This is a genomic window from Ruegeria sp. BC1, assembly GCF_056539305.1.
Genome location: NZ_JBQFUT010000001.1, coordinates 226,205 through 250,270 on the forward strand (window position 1 = coordinate 226,205; position 24,066 = coordinate 250,270).

General features: G+C 57.4%; 21 protein-coding genes. 5 read left to right on the top strand and 16 right to left on the bottom strand.

Translation table 11 applies throughout. The annotated features are described in order from the left end of the window. Positions 1 to 66: 66 nt before the first annotated feature. Entirely contained in the window at positions 67 to 1,785 is a 1,719-nt protein-coding gene (gene metG / locus ACR0IY_RS01115) for a methionine--tRNA ligase (protein ID WP_480669921.1), read from the bottom strand. A gap of 257 nt (positions 1,786 to 2,042) precedes the next feature. Between metG and ACR0IY_RS01120 the strand changes: the two genes are divergently transcribed. Both ACR0IY_RS01120 and ACR0IY_RS01125 read left to right on the top strand, forming a co-directional pair. Continuing rightward, on the top strand, positions 2,043 to 2,759 hold the full coding sequence (locus ACR0IY_RS01120; RefSeq protein ID WP_480669923.1) for an OB-fold-containig protein: 717 nt from the start codon (positions 2,043 to 2,045) through the stop codon (positions 2,757 to 2,759). 34 nt (positions 2,760 to 2,793) lie between these two features. After that, positions 2,794 to 4,464, top strand: coding sequence for a flotillin family protein (locus ACR0IY_RS01125; protein WP_480669924.1), 1,671 nt, complete (start codon positions 2,794 to 2,796; stop codon positions 4,462 to 4,464). Positions 4,465 to 4,498: 34 nt separating this feature from the next. Here ACR0IY_RS01125 and ACR0IY_RS01130 read toward each other — a convergent pair whose 3' ends face one another. The 8 genes from ACR0IY_RS01130 to ACR0IY_RS01165 all read right to left on the bottom strand — a co-directional run bounded on the left by ACR0IY_RS01130 (position 4,499) and on the right by ACR0IY_RS01165 (position 11,814). Beyond that, positions 4,499 to 5,722 (bottom strand): MFS transporter, encoded by a 1,224-nt coding sequence (locus ACR0IY_RS01130; RefSeq protein ID WP_480669925.1) that lies wholly within the window; start codon positions 5,720 to 5,722, stop codon positions 4,499 to 4,501. Between the two features lie 71 nt (positions 5,723 to 5,793). After that, positions 5,794 to 6,390, bottom strand: coding sequence for a YceI family protein (locus ACR0IY_RS01135; RefSeq protein ID WP_480669926.1), 597 nt, complete (start codon positions 6,388 to 6,390; stop codon positions 5,794 to 5,796). After that, complete coding sequence (locus ACR0IY_RS01140) at positions 6,387 to 7,601, bottom strand: MFS transporter (RefSeq protein ID WP_480669928.1); 1,215 nt, start codon at positions 7,599 to 7,601, stop codon at positions 6,387 to 6,389. The genes ACR0IY_RS01135 and ACR0IY_RS01140 overlap by 4 nt, the downstream gene beginning before the upstream one ends. Before the next feature lie 64 nt (positions 7,602 to 7,665). Further along, positions 7,666 to 8,286: an ImuA family protein gene (locus ACR0IY_RS01145; protein ID WP_480669929.1), complete on the bottom strand. Its 621-nt coding sequence runs from the start codon at positions 8,284 to 8,286 to the stop codon at positions 7,666 to 7,668. A gap of 48 nt (positions 8,287 to 8,334) precedes the next feature. Further along, positions 8,335 to 8,916 (bottom strand): retropepsin-like aspartic protease family protein, encoded by a 582-nt coding sequence (locus tag ACR0IY_RS01150; RefSeq protein WP_480669931.1) that lies wholly within the window; start codon positions 8,914 to 8,916, stop codon positions 8,335 to 8,337. Between the two features lie 41 nt (positions 8,917 to 8,957). Further along, positions 8,958 to 9,578: a MarC family protein gene (locus tag ACR0IY_RS01155; protein ID WP_480669932.1), complete on the bottom strand. Its 621-nt coding sequence runs from the start codon at positions 9,576 to 9,578 to the stop codon at positions 8,958 to 8,960. Further along, entirely contained in the window at positions 9,575 to 9,967 is a 393-nt protein-coding gene (locus ACR0IY_RS01160) for an ACT domain-containing protein (RefSeq protein ID WP_480669934.1), read from the bottom strand. Before ACR0IY_RS01160 ends, ACR0IY_RS01155 begins: the two co-directional genes overlap by 4 nt. Continuing rightward, a complete protein-coding gene (locus tag ACR0IY_RS01165; RefSeq protein ID WP_480669935.1) occupies positions 9,964 to 11,814 on the bottom strand; it encodes an ABC-F family ATP-binding cassette domain-containing protein in 1,851 nt (616 codons plus the stop codon). Before ACR0IY_RS01165 ends, ACR0IY_RS01160 begins: the two co-directional genes overlap by 4 nt. Before the next feature lie 216 nt (positions 11,815 to 12,030). Between ACR0IY_RS01165 and ndk the strand changes: the two genes are divergently transcribed. Then, a complete protein-coding gene (gene ndk, locus ACR0IY_RS01170) occupies positions 12,031 to 12,453 on the top strand; it encodes a nucleoside-diphosphate kinase (protein WP_170442135.1) in 423 nt (140 codons plus the stop codon). A gap of 53 nt (positions 12,454 to 12,506) precedes the next feature. Here the strand turns inward: ndk and ACR0IY_RS01175 are convergent, their stop codons facing one another. Continuing rightward, a complete protein-coding gene (locus tag ACR0IY_RS01175; protein ID WP_480669937.1) occupies positions 12,507 to 12,854 on the bottom strand; it encodes a TfoX/Sxy family protein in 348 nt (115 codons plus the stop codon). 259 nt (positions 12,855 to 13,113) lie between these two features. Here ACR0IY_RS01175 and ACR0IY_RS01180 point away from each other — a divergent pair, with 259 nt between their 5' ends. Together ACR0IY_RS01180 and ACR0IY_RS01185 are read left to right on the top strand one after the other, a co-directional pair. Beyond that, a complete protein-coding gene (locus ACR0IY_RS01180) occupies positions 13,114 to 14,631 on the top strand; it encodes a CHAD domain-containing protein (protein ID WP_480669938.1) in 1,518 nt (505 codons plus the stop codon). Positions 14,632 to 14,688: 57 nt separating this feature from the next. Beyond that, positions 14,689 to 15,156: a CYTH domain-containing protein gene (locus ACR0IY_RS01185; RefSeq protein ID WP_480669939.1), complete on the top strand. Its 468-nt coding sequence runs from the start codon at positions 14,689 to 14,691 to the stop codon at positions 15,154 to 15,156. Here ACR0IY_RS01185 and ACR0IY_RS01190 read toward each other — a convergent pair. The 6 genes from ACR0IY_RS01190 to ACR0IY_RS01215 all read right to left on the bottom strand — a co-directional run bounded on the left by ACR0IY_RS01190 (position 15,153) and on the right by ACR0IY_RS01215 (position 24,009). After that, complete coding sequence (locus ACR0IY_RS01190) at positions 15,153 to 16,523, bottom strand: sensor histidine kinase (RefSeq protein WP_480669940.1); 1,371 nt, start codon at positions 16,521 to 16,523, stop codon at positions 15,153 to 15,155. The genes ACR0IY_RS01185 and ACR0IY_RS01190 overlap by 4 nt on opposite strands. Continuing rightward, positions 16,516 to 17,196, bottom strand: a complete 681-nt coding sequence (locus tag ACR0IY_RS01195) for a response regulator transcription factor (protein WP_480669942.1) — start codon at positions 17,194 to 17,196, stop codon at positions 16,516 to 16,518. The genes ACR0IY_RS01190 and ACR0IY_RS01195 overlap by 8 nt, the downstream gene beginning before the upstream one ends. A 182-nt stretch (positions 17,197 to 17,378) precedes the next feature. Beyond that, the gene (locus tag ACR0IY_RS01200) at positions 17,379 to 18,815 is read right to left on the bottom strand and encodes a Do family serine endopeptidase (protein ID WP_480669943.1); all 1,437 of its coding nucleotides are present in this window, start codon (positions 18,813 to 18,815) and stop codon (positions 17,379 to 17,381) included. A gap of 754 nt (positions 18,816 to 19,569) precedes the next feature. After that, positions 19,570 to 20,169 carry a nucleotidyltransferase family protein gene (locus ACR0IY_RS01205; RefSeq protein ID WP_480669944.1) on the bottom strand — a complete coding sequence of 200 codons (600 nt, stop codon included), beginning with the start codon at positions 20,167 to 20,169 and terminating at the stop codon, positions 19,570 to 19,572. Between the two features lie 31 nt (positions 20,170 to 20,200). Further along, a complete protein-coding gene (locus ACR0IY_RS01210; RefSeq protein ID WP_480669945.1) occupies positions 20,201 to 22,618 on the bottom strand; it encodes a GcvT family protein in 2,418 nt (805 codons plus the stop codon). An 83-nt stretch (positions 22,619 to 22,701) separates the two neighbouring features. Then, on the bottom strand, positions 22,702 to 24,009 hold the full coding sequence (locus ACR0IY_RS01215; RefSeq protein WP_480669946.1) for an HlyC/CorC family transporter: 1,308 nt from the start codon (positions 24,007 to 24,009) through the stop codon (positions 22,702 to 22,704). Between the last annotated feature and the right edge of the window lie 57 nt (positions 24,010 to 24,066).

Sequence of the window (24,066 nt, forward strand, 5' to 3'; positions counted from 1 at the left end):
TCAGACTTCGGAAACGAAAACGGGGGCCGTGAAGGCCCCCGGCAGCTCATAATGCTTAGTTCAGGTTCAATCGCGGGTTCCGGCAAATCTGGTTTGCCAGTCTTCGCGCTGTTCATCGGTGATCTTAGCAAACAGCACGTCTGGAACCGTGAACGCGTGTCCGGCGGGCAGAGCGTTCAACGCAGCGGCCACATCATCGGGCCAGCCGGTGTCCAGCGTGTTCATTGCGCTCAGCATTCTGGCCGAGGTCTCGGGGATGAACGGTGCACTTAGCACGGCGTAAAGGCGGATCAGGTTCAGGCCAAGACGGACCTGCGCTGCGGCTTGTTCAGGATCTTCTTTGAAAGTTGACCAAGGCGCGGCGGCCTGCAGGTATTCGTTGCCCGCAACCCAGATTGCCCGCAATTCCTGGGCGGATTTACGAACTTCCATCGCCTCCATATGCGCCTCATAGGCACGGACGCGTTTGCTCAATTCTGCGATCAATTCCTGTTCGCGCGCGCCATATTCACCACCATCGGGCACGGCCTCACCGAATTTCGAACGGCAGAACTTGGTGATACGGCTGACAAAGTTGCCCAGAACGTCGGCGAGGTCTTTGTTGACCGATTGATGGAAGTTCTCCCACGTGAACTCGCTGTCGCTGCTTTCGGGCGCATGGCTCAGCAGCCACCAGCGCCAGTAATCAGCAGGCAGAATCTCTAGTGCCTGATCCATGAACACGCCGCGACCCTGAGAGGTCGAGAACTGGCCTCCGTCATAGTTCAGGTAGTTGAAGGACTTCAGGTGATCGACCATTTTCCACGGCTCGCCTGAACCCAGAATGGTGGCCGGGAAGCTGAGTGTATGGAAGGGCACGTTGTCCTTGCCCATAAACTGCACATAACGCACGTCATCCGCGCCCTTGTCGGTGCGCCACCAGCGTTCCCAGTCAGCGTCCGGCTTGCCGTTGGCGTCGGCCCATTCCTTGGCGCAGGCGATGTATTCGATAGGGGCGTCGAACCAGACGTAGAAGACCTTACCTTCCATGCCGGGCCAATCCTGATCGCCTTTCTTGACTGGGACACCCCAGTCCAGATCACGGGTAATACCCCGATCTTGCAGGCCGTCACCGTCATGCAGCCACTTCTTGGCAATCGAGGTGGTCAGGATCGGCCAATCGGTTTTGCTGTCGATCCATGCGTCCAGCTGATCCTTCATCGCCGACTGACGCAGATAAAGGTGCTTGGTCTCACGCACCTCAAGATCAGTCGAGCCGCTGATCGCGCTACGTGGCTCGATCAGATCGGTCGGGTCCAGCTGCTTGGTGCAGTTTTCGCACTGATCGCCGCGTGCGCGTTCATAGCCACAATTGGGACAGGTGCCTTCGATATAGCGATCCGGCAAGAACCGGCCGTCGGCATTGGAATAGACCTGTTTTTCGGTGACTTCGCGGATTAACCCTGCATCATCCAGCTTGCCCGCAAAATGTTGCGTCAACACCTTGTTCTGTTCGCTGGACGAGCGGCCAAAGTGATCGAAGCTGAGACCAAAGCGGTTGGCGATATCGGCCTGAATATCATACATCTCGGCGCAGTAATCGGCCACTGGCTTGCCAGCCTTGGCCGCCGCCAGTTCTGCAGGTGTGCCGTGTTCGTCAGTGGCGCAAAGAAACATGACCTCATTCCCCCGGCCACGCTGATAGCGCGCATAGAGATCGGCAGGCAATTGCGAGCCAATCAGATTGCCGAGGTGCTTGATCCCGTTGATATATGGGATCGCCGAGGTGATGAGAATTCGAGCCATGTTCCGTTTCCACGTATCTGTCTGCGCGCCCGTCTACCCTATGTATTCAAATTGCAAAAGCCCGGCTTTTAATTCGGCGTCACTTTCGACAACGTTGCCTGGGAAAAACCTGCCGCGTTGACCTTTCAGATTGCATTCTACCGAACGGTCACACTACCCATAGGTTGAAATTTGGAATCACAACCTCTTGAATTATGTAACATGACTTCCCATCTGAATTGCATACCAAAGTATACAATAACGGGGACAATCTGCTGATGTTCAGCTTTCTGCTCGAGGGTGCCTTTGTGCCCTTTACCATTTCGCTTGCGCTGTTGTTCGGCCTTTTGGGCTTGGAACTGGTCGCGCTGATTTTGGGCGGAAGCCTGATGGCGGGAGAGGGCGAGGTTGATCTGGACATGGTCGATGCCCCAGATCTGGATGTCGCAGATTTCGACCTGGATATCGACGCGGATGTCGATCTGGGCGAATTCGAACTGGCAGATGTTGAACCAGACGCACCTGGGGTCGCTCCGGCGGGGCCGTTGGCCTGGCTTGGGATTGGCAAGGTACCCTTTTTGATCTGGTTGGCCGTGCTGCTGGCCGGGTTCGGCCTCAGCGGTATTGGCCTGCAACTGGCGCTGCGCGACTTGCTGGGATTTGACCTGCCCAGTTGGATCGCGGCGATCCCCGCAGGCGCCTTTGGACTATGGTTTGCGCGTGGCTTTGGCGAGGTATTCGCCCGCCTGCTGCCCAAAACCGAAACCGAAGCGATGTCCGAACGGATGCTGGCCCGCCGTCGCGGTGTGGTCACTCAAGGCACCGCCTCGCGCGGGCGCCCGGCCGAAGTCAGAGTAACCGACAGATTTGGAAACTCTCACTACCTGCGCGCCGAGCCGCTGCAGGATAAGGACTCGCTGAAACAAGGCACCGAAGTTCTTGTGCTGCGCGACCGACGGCGTGACCGGTTCGTTCTGGTCGGCTTGTCCGAATAACAAAAATTTCTAACCCCATCACGGAGGATTTTGCATGGAACTTACATTCCTAGCTGTCACAGTTGTGACCATTCTAGCGGTACTTTTGTTTATAGGTCTTGTGCTTGGCCGACTCTACCGCCGCGCAACGCGAGAGATCAGCTTGGTTAAAACCGGTGCGGGCGGTAAGAAAGTCATCATGGATGGCGGTGTCATCATTGTGCCGCTGCTTCACGAAGTCAGCCCCGTCAACATGAAAACCCTGCGCCTTGAAGTGCAGCGCAGCGGCGAAGCTGCCTTGATCACCAAGGACCGGATGCGTGTCGACGTGGGCGTCGAGTTCTACGTCTCGGTCATGGCGACGGAAGAGGGCATCGCACGGGCGGCTCAAACGCTTGGTGATCGTACTTTTGACGTCGAACAGCTGCGCGAGATGATCGAAGGTAAGCTGATTGACGGTCTGCGAGCCGTGGCCGCGCAGATGACCATGGACGGGCTGCATGAAAACCGTGCGGACTTTGTGCAAGAAGTGCAGAATGCAGTGTCTGAAGATCTGCTGAAAAACGGCCTGTCGCTGGAATCCGTCTCGCTGACCGCGCTGGACCAGACACCGTTTGAGGCGCTGGACGAGAACAACGCCTTTAACGCCGTTGGTATGCGCAAGCTGGCTGAGGTGATTGCGACCTCGAAGAAAGAGCGCGCGCAGATTGACGCCGAGGCCGAGGTGGAAGTGCGCCGTGCGGCGATGGAAGCCCAGCGCCAGAAGCTGGCGATCGAAAAGGACGAAGAGCAGGCCCGCATCGAGCAAACGCAACAAGTTGAGACCCTGCGCGTTGCGCAAGAGGCCGAAATTGCTGCGCGGACCGAAGACTCGGTGCGAGAAACCGAGCGTGCCCGGATCGCCCGTGAGGAAGCTATCCGTGCCGCCGAAATTGAGCGTGAGCGTAAAATCCGCGAGGCCGAAATCTCGAAAGAGCGCGAGCTGGAAGTGGCCGAGCAGGAACGTCAAATCATCATCGCGCAAAAATCCGAAGAGGAAAGCCGCGCACGTGCATCTGCTGATCTGGCCCGTGCCGAAGCGACCAAGGCGACCGAAGCCGTGGCAACCGCCCGCCAGGTTGCGGAAGCCGAGCGTCAAAAGCAGATCGTTCTGATCGAGGCAACGCGTGAAGCCGAACGTCAGGCGACCGCAATCCGTCTGTCTGCGCAGGCCGAGAAAGAGGCTGCCGCCGACCGTGCCGAAGCCCGTCGCGAGGAAGCACAGGCCGAAGCGGACGCGTTGAACATTCGTGCCGAGGCCAAGAAGAACGACATGCTGGCGGAAGCCGAAGGTAAGCGTGCGATTGTCGAGGCGGACAACGCTCTGTCACCCGAGCAGATCCGTATGAAGGTCGACATGGCCCGGATCGAAACCATGCCGTCGATCATCTCGGAAATGGTCAAGCCGGCCGAGAAGATCGACTCGATCAAGATCCATCAGGTCGGAGGTATTGGTGGCGCACAGGGTGGTAGCGCTGCGAACAGCGACAAGCCGGTGGTCAATCAGGCGCTGGATTCGATTATGGGAATGGCGGTTCAAATGCCAGCGCTTAAGAAGCTGGGTGAAGAGCTTGGATTGTCGATGGAAAACGGTGTTGGAGGCGTCGTGAATGGCGCGCTGGAGCCGACAGTCGAGCCAGCGGACGAAATCGAAGCGGTTGAAAAGGAACCGCGGACAGAACACTAACAAATAATGGGCCGGGATTTACCCGGCCCATTTTCTATTGCTCCTCGCGCGACCGCTTCAACAACCGGCCAATAGTAAACGAGGTCCGAGGCGCGTAGACGTAGTTTGTTCGATCCTCGGGGGTGGGACGCGACCGCATCCGGGCCAGACCAAAACCAATCAGGAAAACATGACCAATCGCGACAAAGGCGAACAACGCCCCGGGGCCAAATTGCTGGATCAGTGTCGACGAGACGTAGGGCGAAGCAATCGCTCCCAGCGCATACCAGAACATCAGAGCGGCGGATAACTCGACCCTTTGTTCGGTGGTGGCAAAGTCATTGGCATGCGCAGACGAAACCGAGAAGATCGGGAATGTCGTGAACCCGAACAGCCCTGCGGCCAGCATGACGCCGAGGGTTCCCGTGCCACTGGCTGCCATGGTTACTCCGCAGCTCATGACGGCGGCGACAGACAACCAGATCAGCACCCATCGCCGGTCATATTTGTCGGCCAGCCAACCCATTGGATATTGCGCAAGTGCACCGCCCAATACGAACGAGGCCAGGAAGAAGGCGATCTGATCCACGCCTAGTCCGACCTCTTGCCCGTATACAGGTCCAACCATTCGGAAGGATGCCGAGCTTAACGCGGCCACGATCACACCGGCCACGGCCAGAGGTGAACTGCGCCAGGCCAGTTTTGGGCGCAGGCGAGGGGCGTCGGGTGTTTCTGGCTGGGTGGCCCGTGTCAAAGTCAGCGGTAACAGAGCGGCACAGCACAGGATCGCCAGCAGGTTATAGGACACATAGGATGCAGGGGGCAGCACTGCGATGATCAACTGCGCCGCCAGCGAGGCGCCCATATCGACAATGCGGTATGTACCCATCGCCCGGCCACGGGTTTCGTTGGTGACCTTTGCGTTCAACCATGCCTCGATCACCGTGTAACTACCCGCGACGCACGTGCCTGACGCGATCCGTAAAACGGCCCAGATATAGGGGTTGTCAGTCAGCGTGTGCCCGATCAGGCCCATAGCCCCCAAGGCCGTGCACACGGCAAATGCGCGGGAATGACCGACGCTGCCCATCAGTCGCGGCGCCCACCAGCATCCGACAAAGAACCCGATGAAATGAGCCGATCCCAACAGACCGATTTGTTCGGTTGTGAAGTCCAGTGTCAGCCCGGAAATTGCGTCCAATGGGCCAACACCGCCTGTCGAAAGCTGCAACAGAATGACCGAAAGAAAAAGGGCGGCAAAAGAAATGATCGTGCGCATGACAGGGCTTACCTTGGCTTAATGCAGCCGCATTGCGCGCGACTATTCGACTTTGTGGCGTCGTTTTTGGCCTATTCGACGCGTTTGATTTCCGCTCGGATGTCCAACCCGACGGTGTCTTGCACCAAATCAGCGTAGCCGGAGGCCCCGAAGTCATGCCGGTTCAGCGCTCCGGTCAGATGAATGGACAGCATGTCCAGATTGTCAACTGCGCTGCCGGGTGGGCGAAAGAGGTCGGCCTGCAAGGCGATAGGGCGGGTGATACCGCGCAAGGTCAGATCGCCGGTGATACTGGCCCCGCGAGAGATACGCCCACCGTCACCAAGTTGAACCCGTGTCGACACGAATTGAATGGTTGGATAGGCGGCCGCGTTCAGAACCTCTGCGCTGAGCATTGGCTTTCGTGCAAAGGGTAACTTGGTACGGGCGTTGGCAACATCCAACGCGACGCTCACGCGGCTGTTTGACAGGTTGGCGAGATCGATCCAAATATCCGCTGACAGGATCGGCATGGTGCCGGATTGCGCGATGCCCGACAGATCGAAGGTAAACGTGACCGAGGTGCCGTCGGGTACCAACTCATAGGGCCTCAGTGCGGCATGGGCCGTATGTGCCAGGGGCATGGTAGACAGACCGGCCAGCAGCGTGCGTCGCGTGAGGTTCTTCATACGAGTGCTTCCTGCCCGTGTGGTCGCGATCTGTGCAGCAACATGATCAGGATGGCGATGTTCAGCCCGTTCCAGAGAATGCCGTTGACGAAGGCCAACTGGTAGTTTCCGGTGATGTCGTAGATCCAGCCGGACATCCAACCGCCCAATGCCATCCCCATGATTGTCATCATCAGGACAAAGCCGACGCGGGCTCCGGCCTCTTTCGGGGGCATGTATTCCCGGACCACCAGTGCATAGCTGGGAACGATTCCGCCCTGCGACAGGCCGAACAGCATGCTGATGATGTAAAGCGAGACCATCCCGTTATAGGGCAGAAATAGGAACAGGGCGATGCATTGTAGGACCGATCCGATCAGCAACGTGCGGATGCCACCCAGCTTGTCAGCCACCAACCCCGAAACCACGCGGCTTACGACACCGCCCAATAGCATCAGCGACAACATCTCGGCCCCGACGGCGGGGCCATAACCCAGACCGACACAGTAGGATACAATATGGACCTGCGGCATAGACATGGCCACACAGCAGCCAATTCCGGCCAGCCCCAGTATATATTGCAGGGCACGCGGCGACAGGCCGACACTTCGGGCTCTGATCTGAGCGGCAGCCGCGGCCGAGCTGTGCGCCTCGGGCGGGACTTGACGGCGCAACAGCAGCGACATCGGTATGACAACGATCAATACTATGACGGCGAGGGTCAGATAGACCTGCTGCCATCCCTCGCGCGCCAATATCCCTGACAGCAGCGTTGGCCAGATTGCACCGGACAGATAGTTGCCGCTGGCCACCAGCGCCACGGCGATCCCGCGTCGGCGCATGAACCAGTGTGATATGTCGGCGATCAACGGACCAAAACCAACCGAAGTGCCCAGTCCCAGCAATATATGCGCAGCCGACAGCGTGGCGATGTTAGGTGCAATGGCAGCCAGCAGGTAGCTGATCGCGCTCAGTCCGGCGGCCCCCATTAGCGACCGGGTTGCCCCCAGCCGATCGACCAGTTTGCCCAGTGCCATATTACCCAGGGCGAACCCGATCATGGTGCAGGTGAAGGGGACCGAGGCCGCTGCGCGCCCGATTTGGAATTGCCTTTCGATATCGGGCATTACGACTATGATGGCCCAAATCCCCACGTTGATCACGGTGGCGATGGCCAGTGTGATCAGCAGGCGAAACCAGGAATAGCGACTGTCATGGATCGCATGGGGCATAGGGGAACGCTAGGGCTGTCCTGGAGGTTTGACCAGTCACTTCTTTCGTGAGCGGCGCTCGGCGTCACACCAATGCATCTTCGGCGTCGATCCGTGTCAGGTTAAGCCCGGCGCGCGGTTTGGTCTGGCTGGCCTGCCAGCTGACTGGGGGCAGGGCGCGGGCGCGGCGGCGGGTCAGGGTCCAGCGGCGAGCCTTGCCCTGATGGCTCGCTGCCATGTGCCAGCGCGTCTCGACCCCTTGTGCGCCACTGTCTCCGGGCGTCAACAGCACCCCCAGCGGAGCCCGCCCCATCGCGCCGCCCTGTTCGGCGGCCAGATGCATCCGCCGCACCTGTGTCAGCCCCGGGGCGCCGGGCAGGTCACCGATGATCAGCGGAATGGCCCCGCTGCGTAGTGCTTCTTCCATGCACCACAGAAGATCCTCGGCGCGGGTGGGGCGGACAAACAGGAACCGGGCGGGATCGGCAAAGGGCATCATGCCGTCGGGGTTCAGCTGGCCGGGCTCCCACGCAGGGGAAATCCACAGCACCGGACCCTGCGCCTGACCCGCCAGCCACATGGCAAAGCTGCGCCGGGCGGGGCCGCAGGCCTCGTGCACACGGCCCAGTTGCAGGGTGATCTGCGCATGTAGGGTCAGCCCCGGCGCTTCACGCGCGGGTTTGCGGCCAAGCAGGTTCGTAGACATGCTGTTAAACTAGCATGTTCTCACTTTGTTCTCAATGCTGAAATCCTGTCAGCGAGACAGGATCAGGCGGCCATCAGTGAATTGGATATTCGAGAACCGGTGAAGGTAATCCATGCCCAGCAGCGATTGGCGCAGTTCACCTTCATTGACCCAGGCCGACACGTTGCGATCCATGACAGGCCCCAACTCAAGACTATCCAGACGCACAGGGGCAGTTCGCACTTCGCCGTTCGCGGTGGCTGCGCGGCCGAGATAGTTCAACTGGTCGGGATCGATACCAATACGTTTGGCGTCCTGTTCGCTCAGCACGATCTGGCTGGCGCCGGTATCGACCAGAAAAGTGATCGGCTCTCCGTTCACCAGAACAGGCAAGTAGTAGTGACCGTCAAAGGCGCGCGGAACTTCAATAGTTTCGCCGGTCACGGTCATCTGAGGGGCGGGGCCAACGGTCGACCGGATGTCTTCCCACAGCCCGACCACAGCGATAGCGCCAACAAAAATGAATACCCAGGCCATTGCCTGTTGCATGGTTTTGTTCAGCGACTGGCGGTTCTGTGAGATGAACCACGCCACCACGGCCGTACCGAGTACGACCAGATATACCAAGCGTCCAATGCTATCGCCGTCCATGCCGATACCCTATCCGAATTCCCTGTAAGGTATATGGGAATTTAAGACGCAAAACCAAAGGCCTTGAGGCCGTCCAGAATGAACTGAACCGAAAGCGCCGCCAGCAGCATTCCCAGCAGACGGGTCAGTACGTTCAACCCGGTTTTGCCCAGAATGCGCGCGATCAAACCGCCCGACAGAAAGAAGATCAGAACCACCGCCATCACGGCCAGCATGACGATGCACGCCTCAGCGATGCCCAGAATCCCCGGATGCTGGCCGGCCAGCAGGATAATCGTCGCTATAGATCCAGGACCGGCAACCAGTGGAATGGCCAGTGGGAAAACGGACGGGTCTGGGTATTCCTCGACCTCGGCTCGATCCTCACGCCGTTTGGTGCGCCGTTCGAACAACATGTCTAGCGCGGTTAGAAACAGCAGCGCACCACCAGCGACCTTGAACGCCTCCATCGAGATACCAACAAAGCCCAGAACGGCTTCGCCGAACGCGGCAAATGCGACGAGAATACCGGTGGCAACGGCGCAGGTGCGATAGGCGGTTTTGCGGCGGGTGCGGGCATCCATGTCCTGCGTCATCGCCACAAAGATCGGAGTGGTGCCGAACGGGTCAATCACCACGAATAGCGTGGTGAAGGCGGTGATGAAAAAGGCGAAATCCATCATTTCTCAGCACTCTGTTGAAGATCAATCAAAAGGTCTACGGCCTGTTCGGCCAGATTGGTGGGCACATACACGTGGTCATGGTGATAGCCCGCGATCATATTTGCGGGAATGCCAGATTTTGCCAACGTGTCGGAAACTGCCGCGGTCAGGCCGACACCCTCTAACGACGAGTGGACCTGCAACGTGATGCAGCGCATGGAAACCGCATCCGGTGGGGCCGACTTGATTGGAACGATCAGGGAAAGTCCTTCGGCCTCGACGCAGCTGGCGCGGGTTCCTTCCGGCCAGGGCGTGCCTTGTTCCCAGACCACGAACGCGAATTCGCCGGGCTGAAGTTCCGGGTGCATTCCCGCAATCATCGCATTGGTTTCCACGATGGGATGGATCATGCAGATTCCGCCTGTTCAAGGCGTTCGGCGGCGGCGACCCATAGGGCCTCAGCCTTTTGCATAGCCTCAGTAACTTCGGAAAACTTGCGATTCCAGGTTTCCAGATCATTGATCCGGTCGTCTTCGTACAAGGCAGGGTCAGCCAGCTTGGCCGAAAGCTTGTCATGCATGTCCGTCAACTTTTCGATCCGGTCTTCGCATTTGCGCAGATCGGCGCGCAAGGCCAAAACAGTTTCACGCGATGCACGCTTGGGTTTGGCCATTTTCGGCTTCTCTCTGACCGGCTTGTCGCGGGCCAGCAGCATTGCGCGATACGCTTCAAGGTCACCGTCATAAGGTTTCACCGTTCCGTCCGAGACCAGCCACAAACGATCTGCAACAAGCGACAACAAATGCATGTCGTGACTGACCAGAACCACTGCGCCGGAATAGGCGGTTAGTGCCTCGACCAGCGCTTCGCGGCTTTCGATGTCCAGATGGTTGGTCGGTTCGTCGAGGATCAGCATGTGCGGCGCGTCGATGGTTGCGATCAGCAACGAAAGGCGCGCTTTTTGCCCGCCCGAGAGACGCCCGACCAGCGTTTCCGCCTGATCCGCGTTCAGCCCGAACCCGGCCAAACGCGACCGCCATTTGCCCGGAGCCTCATCCGGGCGCAACCGCCGTAGATGGTCCAGAGGCGTTTCGTCCACATGCAACTCATCTACCTGATGCTGTGCAAAATACCCGATACGCAGTCTATTGCTGCGGGTCATCTTGCCCGCCATGAGGGGCAGGCGATCGGACAACAGTTTGGACAGGGTCGACTTGCCCTGACCGTTCTTACCAAGCAACGCGATGCGGTCATCTTGATCGATACGCAGATTCAGGCGGCGCAGCACCTCGGTCTCGCCATATCCGGTCACGCCACCTTCGATCTGGATGATCGGCGGTGACAGCTCCTCAGGCTCAGGGAAAGAGAATGCGCGCAGCGCAGCCTCTTGCGGGGTCGAAACCAGTTGGATTCGTTCAATCATCTTCAGGCGAGACTGCGCCTGAACCGCTTTGGATGCCTTGTAGCGAAAGCGGTCAACAAAGCTTTGCAGATGCGCGATGCGGGCTTTGGCCTTCGCGTTTTCGGATTCTGCCTGCGCCAGTCGCTCGGCACGGCGTTCCGCGAATTTGTCATAAGGCACCGCGTAGTAGGTCAGCTTGCGGTCTTCCAGATGCAGGATTGAGCCCACCGCCCGGTTCAGCAGCCCGCGGTCGTGGCTGATGATGATCACCGTGTGCGGGTACTTGGCCAAATAGCTCTCTAGCCACAATGCGCCTTCGAGGTCCAGATAGTTGGTCGGTTCGTCCAAAAGCAGCAGATCGGGTTGCGAAAACAGCACCGCCGCCAACGCCACGCGCATCCGCCAGCCGCCCGAGAAATCCGAGCAGGGGCGCAACTGGTCTTCGTCATCGAATCCCAGACCTTTGAGGATCGAGGCCGCGCGCGCCTCGGCCGACCAGGCGTCGATATCGGCCAGGCGAGTCTGAATCTCGGCGATGCGGGCGGGGTCGCTGGCGCTGTCGGCCTCGGCCATCAACGTGCTACGCTCGGTATCGGCAGCCAGAACCGTATTGATAAGTGAAACCTCGGACGAGGGCACCTCTTGCGCCACGCCCCCGATCCGCGCACGTTTAGGCAGTACGATATTGCCAGATTCCAACGCCAGCTCTCCGCGGATAAGGCGGAACAAAGTGGTCTTTCCGGTGCCGTTCCGCCCCACAAGGCCAACCTTGTGGCCATCTGGAATGGTGGCGCTTGCCCCATCAAACAGGGGGCGACCTTCAACGGCATATGTGATGTTTTCAATCCGTAGCATAGGCCGCTCTTAGCAGAGCGTGAATTGCGCCGCCAGAGCCAGCCCGTGGCACGACGTAGACTTGGAGATGTCACTGGGTCGACCTGTACGACCGCCCACCGGGCGCGATCTGAACGGCAACGCATCATAGTGCTTTTCTTAAGGCAAATACCGTGCTAGGCGGCGCGCGATGGATTTCGGCGCGAACCTTGCGCCATACAATAAGGAGAGGCCGACATGGCACTGGAACGCACATTCTCGATCATCAAACCCGATGCAACTCGCCGCAATCTGACTGGCAAAATCAACGCCAAGTTCGAAGAAGCCGGCCTGCGCATCGTTGCGCAAAAGCGCATCCATATGACCAAAGCGCAAGCTGGCAAATTCTACGAAGTGCACGCCGAGCGCCCGTTCTATGACGAACTGTGCGAATTCATGTCGTCGGCTCCGGTCGTCGTTCAGGTTCTGGAAGGCGAAGGCGCCATTGCCAAAAACCGCGAAGTCATGGGCGCAACCAACCCTGCAGACGCGGCCCCCGGCACCATCCGCGCCGAATTCGCTGAATCGGTCGGCGAAAACTCGGTCCACGGTTCGGACGCACCGGAAACTGCTGCTGTTGAGATTGCTTACTTCTTCTCGGGCATCGAACTGGTCGGTTAATTTACCGTCAGGCGGAAAACATCAAACCGCATCCGGTGTCGGGTGCGGTTTTTTTATACCGGCTTCAGATCGGCGGCCGAGACTCGAACCCCAATTGCATCCAGATCCGAAACCATTTGCGTTTCAGGCATGACACTGACGCCCGCTTTGAGCGCATCAAACCTTTGGCGCAACGCCTTTTTCTCTTCACCCTTGCAGTCATTCCACGGGCGGCCCTGCAATCCCATCACCAACACGTAAAATCCTATGAAATGCGGCTTGGTGCCTGCCTGTAAAAGCCTGGCATAGGCGGCGTCCGGTCCGATCTCGCGCAACTGCTGTGCCGAGTGGATTCCGGCGCGCGCGCAGGCCTGTTCGAAAGCCGGGCCAAGATTGCGGATGGATGATACGGGGTCAGACATATAAATCTCTTACCTGCGTGGCACGATCCTGTCATCCGGTTGTTTTGAATGGAACAACCGCTTTGGGCCTGACGTCCAATTTGTTCTTGCCAGAACGACAGGCGTGGGATTTCGTGATGCTATGCTGTCATGTGGTCTTTGATTTTCATGAACGGGGAACGTGGCCAAGACGAAGAGAAATGAGTCGTTGTGGCTGTCAAACGTGCAGGGAAGCCAAGGTGGAAAACTGTTCTGACACTCTGAGAAAAAGCCGTCCGTGATGACGCAGAAGAACGGTTTCTTTGTTATTCCGGGTGCGTTTGATCCTGTTGGTGTGTCTGAGGCACTTGCCAGCCAGGCGCTTAAATTCAAAGAACTTTCCACTGCTGTGGCCTTCTATCTTCTGGACTGCCATGACCGGTCCTTGCATGCCAAAGGATGGTTGTTGATCCAAGCGGGCGACAAGTTGCTGTTGTTACAGGGGAATGGCGAAATCCATAGCCAAATTGGCGCCGGAACTGGAAAGTTTGTTGCGGATTTACCCAAGGGGTCTGTCCGCACGGCACTAAAGGGATTTCCCAAGTTACGGGCGCTGATCAGCGTAGGATGCGGAACTGTCAAAATCGGTACTTTTGAGGTTTTTGATCGCCAGCGAAAAACGAACACTCTGGGTCCTGTCCTATTTCTATCTACGGGTAGAGGAACAGCGACTGTTCTGAGCCTTTACCCAAAGCATCGTCATGATCGCGCATTTCAAGCCATCTGCAAGGCGCTGAGTGAGCCAAAGGAGGTCGAGACAGGCATTAAGGCACTGTATGGCACCCTGTTTCCCGATGAAGAGTTTTACGTCGCCAAACCAAAGATCAAAATCAGCAAGCGGGAACCTTCGATTGAAGTGGCAACAGATATCATTCGCACATACCTGACAGTCGCTCGTCAGAACGAAGCAGGCGTAATCGCTGACATCGATACCGAGTTCCTACACGACTATCGCATTGCACTGCGGCGTGTACGGTCGGTTCTGAGCCTGTTCAAAGGCGTGTTCTCACCCGAGCAGACCTCTGCGCTGAAACGCGAATTCTCAGAGTTGATGGAGGCAACCGGACGCTTGCGTGACCTTGACGTGTACTTGCTGGGGAAAGACCGGTTTTTCAAACTGATACCATCCGATCTTCATCTCGGAGCTGAGGTGATGTTTGCGCGGTTCGCAGAGGAAAGAACGCGAGCGTTGAGCGGTTTGACCCGACAGTTCCAAAGCGTGGCTTACGATCGCAAGATGAAAGACCTGATCGCGTTGTTTGCCCACAACAAGGCGTTGGACCCTGGACCAAACGCGGATCGCGGCGCTTATGACTATGCCCGTATGCTGATCTGGAAGAGGTATCGAAGACTGTGCAAGCGGGCGCGTGGCATCACACCGGAGACGCCGAATGACGCAATTCACGAACTGCGTATTGACTGCAAGAAGTTGCGCTACTTGATAGAGTTTTTTGCGCCTCTGTTCGATAAGAGGGACTTCAAAACGCTTATCAAGCCCTTGAAGAAATTGCAGGATACGCTTGGACGGTTCAATGACTGCTCGGTTCAGCAAGAGGCGCTGCTTGGGTTTGTGGCGGATCAAAGTAACTCGCAGGGCCGTGCCAACGCACAACTTGCTATGGCTGTCGGAGGATTGGTCACAGTCCTGAACCGACGGCAGAAAGATGAAAGGGCCCATGTCATTGCCAGTTTTCAGCATTTTGACAGCCCGGACACGCAGCGCCTGTTCAAAAGCCTGTTTCGCACAAAGGAGGGCTGAGGTTGGCCTCTTACAACAACAGTGGTGGTGCAGGGAAAACGGAGTGATTACAAGCAAATGAGCACCGAAATTGAACGTAAATTTCTTGTCGCCGAAATGCCTGATCTTGGCATAAGAGAAAGGGCCGTGGTGCGTCAGGGTTATTTGACAGCACCGGACGATTCCACCGAGCTGCGCTTGCGACAAAAGAACGACCGGTACTTTTTGACCCTCAAAGGCAGTGGCGCAATGGTAAGAGTTGAGCGCGAGGCTGAAATCACGGCCGTGCAATTCAACACCTTCTGGCCCGAGACCGAGGGGAGACGGGTTGAGAAGGAACGCCATACTGGGAAATTGCCGGACGGGCGCGTCTTTGAGCTGGACGTTTTTCAAGGCGATCTGGCGTCGCTATGTCTGGTTGAGGTCGAGTTTCAGACCGAAGCAGAAGCCGAGGGTTTTCTGCCGCCCGATTGGTTTGGGGCCGAAGTGACTGATGACAATCGTTTCAAAAACAAAACGATGGCAACCAAGGGGGTTCCAACCTAGGGTTTTCGGGCCAGCTTGATTGTAGCTTCCATCCCCGGATTGCAATTGCGGGCCTGAAACGAACCGCCGTGCATGTGCGAAATTGCGGCGACAAGCGCCAGTCCCAAGCCGGCATTGCGCTCGGTCCGGGCCGGGTCAAGCGTAACGAAAGGCATTTGCAAACGCGGCAAGTCCTCTTCCGGAACTCCGGGGCCACGATCCCGGACGCTAAGGCTGGTATAGGGGCCGTCTTCCGACAGGTTGATCGTCACCGTTGTCCCTTCAGGTGCGTAACGCATCGCGTTTTCGAGCAAGTTCGACAAAGCCTGAGAAAGCAGCGGACGATGTCCAAGAATCGAGGCTGCCGAGCCGGTAACAGCCAATTGAATGCCCTGATCGGCGCCCACGGGTTCGTAGAGTTCGACCACATCGTCTACTAATTGCCGCAGATCCACCGGTTCGAATTGTTCGCGCCCAACACCAGCCTCGGCGCGGGATATTTCGGTCAACTGGCTCAGAACACGCAGAACATGGTCGATTTCTGCAGTGGCGCGTGCGACGTCAATTTCACGCTCTTGGTTGGTTCTTTCTGGGTCGGACAATGCCTCTACCCGTTGTTTCAGGCGCGACAGCGGTGAACGCAGGTCATGGGCTATTGAATTCGATGTGGTGCGCAGATTGCTGACAAGTTCCTCGATCTTGTCCAACATTGTATTGAGCGTGCCGGCGACCTGATCAAACTCGTCATTTGTTCCACGCAAAGGCATTCTGCGAGAAAGATCACCGGATACAATATTCTCGGCCGTGCTGGCGATATCAGACAGGCGAGAGAATACCAGTCGGGTGAACAGCCAGCCTGTCAGAACGCTCAATGCAAGGGCTATGCCCAGTGCGATACCGACCGACCGTAGCAGAACACGGTCGAATTGCTGCCGCGCCAGCGCGTCGCGACCTACCAGCAGGCGCTCGCCACCGGGCAGACGGATCGAAGCAGCCGAGATGGGTACAAATTGATCACTGCCATCCCTGCGCAGTTCTAGGTCAACCCAGCCGCTGCCTGCGGTGATGTTTTCAGGCCATTGCCTCAGGTTCCCGGCCAGTTTGGCTCCGAAACGATCGGTCAGCAGATACAGGGCATCCCGATCAGAGGCCGTTGGAATGCGTCTTTCTATGGCCGTCATCAGTCCGATCAAACCACGCCGTTCATATTCGTCAGCCAATCCGGTCAATTCTGCCGATACGACGGACCGCGTCTCACCTTCGATGCTGCGATTGGCCGTCACGTAGACCAGCGCCAGCACGGTTGCCGTCAGCAGAGTGCTGAGGACCATGCTAGCCAGAACAAGACGTGTGCGGGAATTGTTGAACGAAAGTCGTATGTTATCCATCTGATATCATGTAACCGGCACCCCGGACGGTTTCAATCAACGGCGGCTCGCCGCCTTCGTCCAGTTGACGCCGAAGTTTCGAGATATGGACGTCGACCACATTGGTATTCGGGTCGAAATGATAATCCCAAACGCCTTCCAGCAGCATAGTGCGAGACACCACGCGGTTTTTCCGACGCAAAAAGAACTCGAGAATTTGAAACTCACGCGGGGTGAGGGTGATCTCGCGCCCGTCGCGGGTGACCTTGCGGGTCAGCAGGTCCATCTCAAGGTCTTTGCAGATCAGCATCGGGCTTTCTTCGGCTTCTTGCGGACGCCGCAGCAGGGCTTCGATTCTTGCGTGTAATTCCTGGAAAGAGAACGGTTTAACCAGATAGTCATCAGCCCCTGCGCGCAGTCCCTTGACGCGCTCGTCTACCGCGCTCATCGCGGTCAGCATCAGAACTGGCGTTTTCAGGCCCGCAGCCCGCATTGATTTGATCAATGAAAGGCCGTCCAGACCGGGCAGCATACGGTCCAGTACGACCGCGTCGAAACCACCATCGGTGGCGTGGTATAGGCCCTCGCGGCCGTCCTCGGCCATCTCGACCACATAGCCTTCTTCGCCGAAACCCTTGGCGATAAATTCGCGGGTGTCTTCGTCATCTTCAACGATCAACAGGCGACGGCTCATGATCCGAGTTCCTTTCTACCGGGATTTAAACACAAAATTTCGGGTGAAGCACTTGTTTTAGGGAATTTACGTGCCGGGTGCGTCGGTACGCACCCGGCAGTCTCGGCAGAATGCGGACAATTCAATCCGCCGAGGAGGCGCCCGCCAGATTTCCCCATCATGTGGCGCGCGCGGGTGTCAGATCAGGCGATTTCTACCGCGACAAAGATCTGATTGCCTCCGCGATTGATCAGGACAAGCGCGGGATCGGTTTTTTCGCTATCCAGTGCGGATTTAAGCGCGTCCGGGGTTGCGGTTTCCTGACCTCCCAGCTTCACAATCACATCTCCGCGCTGCAGGCCGGCCTTTGCGGCAGGGCTGTCGGGCTTCAGGTCTGTGACGATCACGCCATCGACGTTCTTTCCAACACCCATTTCAGCGCGGTTGGTGTCGGTCAGCGGAGCAACGGTGACCCCCAAAGCGGTGCCCGAAACGGTCTCGTCCATTGACTTGTCAATCTCGGCCGAGGCACTCTGGTGCTGGCCAATTGTCAGCTCAAGCTGTTGTTCCTTGCCATCGCGCAGAACGGTCAGAACGCTGTTGCTGCCCACCTTGGTGGTGCCCACAAGGATCGGCAGATCACTGCTGGAATCTACGGCTTCGTCGTTGAACGTCAGGATCACGTCGCCTTGTTTCAGCACGCCCTCAGCCGGGCTGCCTTCGACGACGTCCGAAACCAGTGCTCCGGTCGAGTCTTCAATTCCCATAGCCGCTGCGATTTCCGGGCTGACGTTCTGGATCGACACGCCCAACCAGCCGCGGCTGACCTGTCCATCGTCACGCAAATCGGCTGCGATATGTTCAACGATATTCGACGTCACGGCAAAGCCCAGGCCAACGGAGCCGCCGGTAGGGGAGTAGATGGCCGAGTTCACGCCAATCACTTCGCCTTCCATGTTGAACAGCGGGCCACCCGAGTTGCCCTTGTTTATGGCAGCATCGGTTTGGATGAATTCAGCATAGGGGCCTTGCGAGATGTTGCGGCCTTTGGCCGACACGATCCCTGTGGTCACGGTCGAATGCAGCCCGAACGGGTTACCGATTGCAACAACGTCCTCGCCAACGCGGATCACGTCGCTGTCGCCCATGCTTACGGCTTGCAGGCCTGCGTCAGCGTCGATCTTCAGAACGGCGATGTCGGTCAGCGGGTCGGTTCCGACAATTTCGGCGTCAAAGGTGCGGTCGTCCGACATGCGCACGGTTACGGTCGAGGCATTGTCGACGACATGGTGGTTGGTGATGATGTAGCCAGCCTCATCCAGAACAAATCCCGAGCCCAGCCCCTGAGCTGGTCCTTGCTGAGGTGCATTGAACCCTTCAGGCGCGCCAAAGCGTTTGAAAAACTCACCAAACGGACGCTCATCAAAATTGAAGTCCTGACCCTGGGCAGGTGTTGGTATAACGTTCTGCTCGGCGATGATGGTGACGACCGAGGGCGACACATTTTCGACTAGGTCGGCCAAGGCTTCGTCTGCCATCGCGGGCAGGGCGGTTGTTGCCAGTAACGCGGCGCTCAGCGCGCCAGCGCCTATCCAGCTGGTTGTCCCAGGTAAAAGAAGAGAGGACTTGCGGATGCTCATTTTGGTCTCCTGTTTATATCACGCGGTTGCGGCCGCGCGTTGGAACAGGAGATGCGCCCTCTGTCTGTTTGTTTCCTGAGCGAATAGTTAAGAAATCTTAATTTTGCCACAAAGAGGCAGTTCTATGTCGCCGGGTTTGAGGTTCGTGTGAGAGGTTTTGCGCGAATCACAGCCTGCGAATCGGTGGATTGTTGCCGATTCCGACTCCAGATTGGAAAAAGAGTTGAATTGAATCAGTTTCGTTAACAAATCAGCCGTCAACTTCGGATGCTCGTTCTGGATCGTCTTTTGGTTGTGGGCCTGTCCAGTGCATGGGGTAAATGCTGGAAACAACTCATAACATAAAAGCTAGATAGCTTATTAGGATTACGCATAACGGCGTCTGGTGCGGTTTGAGTGGAATTTAACAATCCACCATAGGTAGAGTTGGAGATTTTTGATGTTGCGTAAAAACCATTCTGATACCCGCAAAATTAACCGTCCTTTCCAATTTTACATTGTTTGAAACCATCGGATAGGTGACGATGTAAGGGCCCAAGCGAGGGGGAGCCGACGGCACTAGGGGGTGCCCAAGGCTTGTCACAGTCACTGGAAACGCTGAGCGGCATGTTAACGAGGGGGTCTTGTTTAGGTTCAGCAGCGGAACAGTCAGAATGTCTAAGGATGTTTTTGACCGCGTTTCCGGGATTGATGAAAAGTGGTAGTCCTGTTTTGGGTAACCGGCCCGGTCGTTATCGACCGGGCCGTGTTTCTTTCAAATGATCTGTTTTGCCCTCCACGCAGCCCAGTCCTCGGGCGTGTCCAGATCCAGAACAGCGTTTTGGCCGGGTAGCCTGCGCAGATGCACTTTATCCGAATACGAACGAACGACGGACTGCGCGCCTTGATCGCCAGTCAGGTGGCTGAGCTGATTGAACAGGCTACGATCGAAAACGACCGGATGACCGGGTTTCCCTTTTTCAGATGCTCCTCGCCAGATCAGGTGATCCGGGTGGTCTTCGACTGTAGACAGAACAGCCTTCAAATCGTCGGTGGTGATTTCGGGCAGGTCAGCCAGCAATACCATCACAGCCCGTGAATCGGGTGATACATGCGCCAAAGCTCCGCGGAGGCTGGCGTTCATCCCTTCGTGGGCGTCTTTAATCTCGACCCTTTTGACATCCAGGCCCTCCAGGACGTCATGTCGGGGATGCGGCGCGGGCGGCAGCGCAACAATAACCGGAGCCGCGCACAAGGCGATTTGGGCTGTTCGGCGCAGCAATTGTCGGCCGCCGACGAGTTGCATCAACTTGTCTTGACCCCCCATGCGGCTGGATTGTCCTGCGGCCAACAGGATAATTGGTATATGCGTCATGCGGTTATCATGCCGCTGCGATGGCGGGATGTCATCCCCGCATGCGTGATCCATCCGCATCAAACAGAGGTTTGGAAATCATCCGAGCTTTGCGCAAATCGCCAAGGATTTCTATTTCTACTTCCAGCCCGTCATGCGCACGCTCAGATGGCAGAAAACCCAACGCGACAGATTTTTCCGCGTAATGCGAATACCCGCCCGACGTGCAGAACCCGACAACGGTGCCATCCAGCCATATCGGCTCGTATGCGTTCACATCCGCATCGGCTGCGTCGACTTCAAACGCTACCAGCTTACGCGCAGGGTTTTGAGACCGGTCCATCTCGGCTGCGGCCCGACCTATGAAATCGGCGTTCTTCGAAAACGAGATAAAGCGATCCAGACCTGTTTCAGCGGCGGTGTAGTCCGGAGAGAATTCCCGCATCCATGAGCCAAAGTACTTGTCCAGACGCAGGCTCATCATAGCGCGCATTCCAAATGGAACCATGCCATGCGGCTGCCCGGCCTGCCACAAGGTCCACCAGAGTTGCCTTTGCGCCATCGGGTCGCAGTAAATTTCATACCCAAGATCACCGGTATAGCTGACGCGCTGCACGATGCAGTCAGTCATGCCGACCGTCACGGGCCTGACATCGAGGAAACGCATTTCTGAAATGTCCTCTCGGGTGCAGGCCGCCAGAACTTGCGCGGCCTTGGGACCAGCAATCTGAAATCCGTTCAACCGGTCGCTGATATTGTCGATGCGAACTCCATCTTCAAGATGCTGCAAGAACCACCGCATGTGAAACGCCTGACTTCCGTACGAAGCGGTAAGCTGGAATTCAGTCTCCGCGAGGCAGGAAACAGTGAAATCTCCGATCAGTTTTCCTTTGTACGACAGCATCGGGGTCAGGGACACCCGCCCCGGTTGTGGGATTCGCCCAGCCATGATCCGATCTAACCAGCCCCGCGCCTTGGGGCCAGTAATACGGTATTTACCGAAATTGTGGACTTCGTTAATGCCGACACCGTTTCGAACGGCGCGCACCTCGCGTCCGGTCGCGGCAAACGCATCCGAACGGCGGAACGAGGGGGTTTCGTACTCTGGCTCGCCGTCTTGCGCGAAGTAGTTGGGCACCTCAAGCCCGTATTGCTGCCCCCAAACTGCGCCTGAATCGCTGAAGATGTCGTACATCGGCGTTGTCCGGTTTGGGCGGGCGGCTGGCAATTCCTCGTTAGGGTAGGCGACACTAAAACGCTTTTGATAGTTCTCGATGACTTTAGGGCGGGTATAGCCGGGGCTGATCCAGTCCCCGAACCTGGCGATATCCATGGCAAAGACATCGCGTTCTGGTTCACCCTCGATCATCCATTGCGCCAGCGTCAGGCCAACTCCGCCGCCCTGACTGAACCCGGCCATCACGCCGCAGGCCGACCAATAGTTTCGAACCCCCGGCACCGGCCCGACCAGAGGGTTGCCATCCGGTGCAAACGTAAATGGCCCGTGGATAACCGATTTCACCCCGGCTTCGGCCAACACTGGGAAACGACGATAGGCGAATTCGATGCTGTCGGTGATCTTGTCATAGTCATCAGGCAGCAATTCATGGCCAAAATCCCAAGGCGTTCCACCCACCGCCCAGGGCTTGCAGGGTTGTTCATAAAATCCAATGCACAAGCCGCGCCCTTCTTGCCGCAGATAGCTCTCTCCGGCGGGGTCCATCACGTGCGGATGCTCACCGCCCGCGTCGATAATCGCTTCGATCTGAGGAATTGCGTCCGTGACCAGATACTGATGTTCCATCGGATGCAGAGGGAAATAGACGCCGGCCATCGCGCCGACTTCACGCGCCCACAGGCCACCTGCGTTGACCACATGTTCAGCATGAATAGTGCCTTTGTCCGTTACCACGTCCCATGTGCCGTCGGGGCGCTGGTTGGTTTCGCGCACCATACAGCGCGTTTCAATCGTAGCCCCGCCCATCCGGGCCGCTTTTGCATAGGCATGAGTTGTACCAGACGGGTCCAGGTGCCCGTCCAGCGGATCATAAAGCGCACCGATGATGCCGTCCGTGTTGGTGATTGGTGCGATCGTTTTGATCTCGTCCGGTCCGACGATTTCGGTCTCAAGCCCCATAAAACGATGCTTGGCCCGTTCGGCCAGAAGCATGTCAAACCGATCCTGATTGTCAGCCAGAGTTACACCGCCCACATGATGCAGACCACAGGACATGCCGGTGATCTCTTCCAGTTCCTTGTACAGCCGGATTGTGTACCCTTGCAGGGCCGCCATATTTGTGTCGCCGTTCAGGGTATGGAACCCTCCGGCCGCATGCCAGGTCGAGCCGCTGGTCAATTCTGACCGCTCCAACAACATAACGTCAGACCAGCCCAGTTTCGTCAGGTGGTACAGCACTGAACACCCGACAACACCACCGCCGATCACGGCTACCCGAGTTGTAGTCTTCACGTCTTGCCTCCGTTTGCTTTGGCCAAATCGTGCAAGCGTGACAGGGGGTTTACTGTCCCGTTCACGACAATTCTTGTCGCTGACTACAGGGGGCGGATTTTCAACCCCGTGATGCGGTTGCCTTCACGTTCGGTCACTTCAAAGCGAAAGCCGTGGAAGGAAAATACCTGCCCGACAGTCGGGATCATCTGAGCCTCGTGAATGACCAGACCAGCCAGAGTGTTGGCCTCCTCATCAGGTAGTGACCAGTCCATAGCGCGATTAGCGTCGCGGATCGTCATGGCACCTTCGACCAGATATTGCCCGTCGTCGGTGCGGGTTACGGGCACCTCTTCCTCGATATCGAACTCATCAGCGATTTCGCCGACGATCTCCTCGAGGATATCTTCCAGCGTGATCAACCCCCGCAACGATCCGTATTCATCCACCACCAGCGCAAAATGGCTGTGCATCCGCAGGAATTCCCGCATCTGGTCGTCTAACGTGGTGGTATCTGGCACAAAATAGGGGTCATTCGCTACCTTTAGGATGTCAAATTCCTTCAGCCGGTTTTCGTCACCTTCATTTGCTCCAGCATGGGCATACATGGCGCGGAACAGGTCTTTGGCATGAACGACACCAACAATGTTTTCCTGTTCTTCCCGAAACACGGGCAAACGGGTGTGGCTGCTTTTCAGGCACTGCTGCAAAATGGCTTCGGGTGCGTCATCGGCATCGATCATCTCGATGTTTGATCGGTGCAGCATGATTTCTTCGACTGTGCGATCACCCAGATCGAGTGCGCCCAGAATACGGTCGCGATCTTCCTTTTCCACCACGCCTTCGGAGTGGCCTAGTTGCAGGGCCCCGGCGATTTCTTCGCGCACAGCAAGGATGTTGCTGTCCGGGTCGATCTGCACGCCGAACAAGCGCAGGACGCCACGCACCAGCAATCGCACCGCCGCGACGATGGGAGAAAAGACCGTTACGACAATGCTGATGATCGGCGCGACCGCAGCAGCGGCTTTTTCGGCGTTTGTGATGGCGTATGTCTTGGGCAGAACCTCGGCAAAGATCAGGACCAGCAACGTCATCACCAGCGTTGCCAGCGCAACACCGCTTTCTCCGAACAGCCGCGTGAACAGCGCCGTCGCCAGAGAGGCAGCAAGAATGTTGACCAGATTGTTGCCCAGCAGAACCGACCCGATCAGGCGTTCGTTGTCGTCGGTGATATCCAGCGCTTTTTTAGCGCCGCGTGATCCCTTGTCGGCCTGCGCCCTCAACTTGCCGCGTGAGGAAGCGGTCAAAGCCGTTTCGGAACCCGAGAAGAAGCCCGACAAAACGAGCAACAGCAAAATGGCGCCTGTGGTAAACCAGAATGCGCCGTCGATCAAAGAAGAAGAGGGTTCCATTGGTCCTTGGTTGTTGGTGTTGATGCATTCGTTATGGGGGTGTGGCCTCGCCGGATC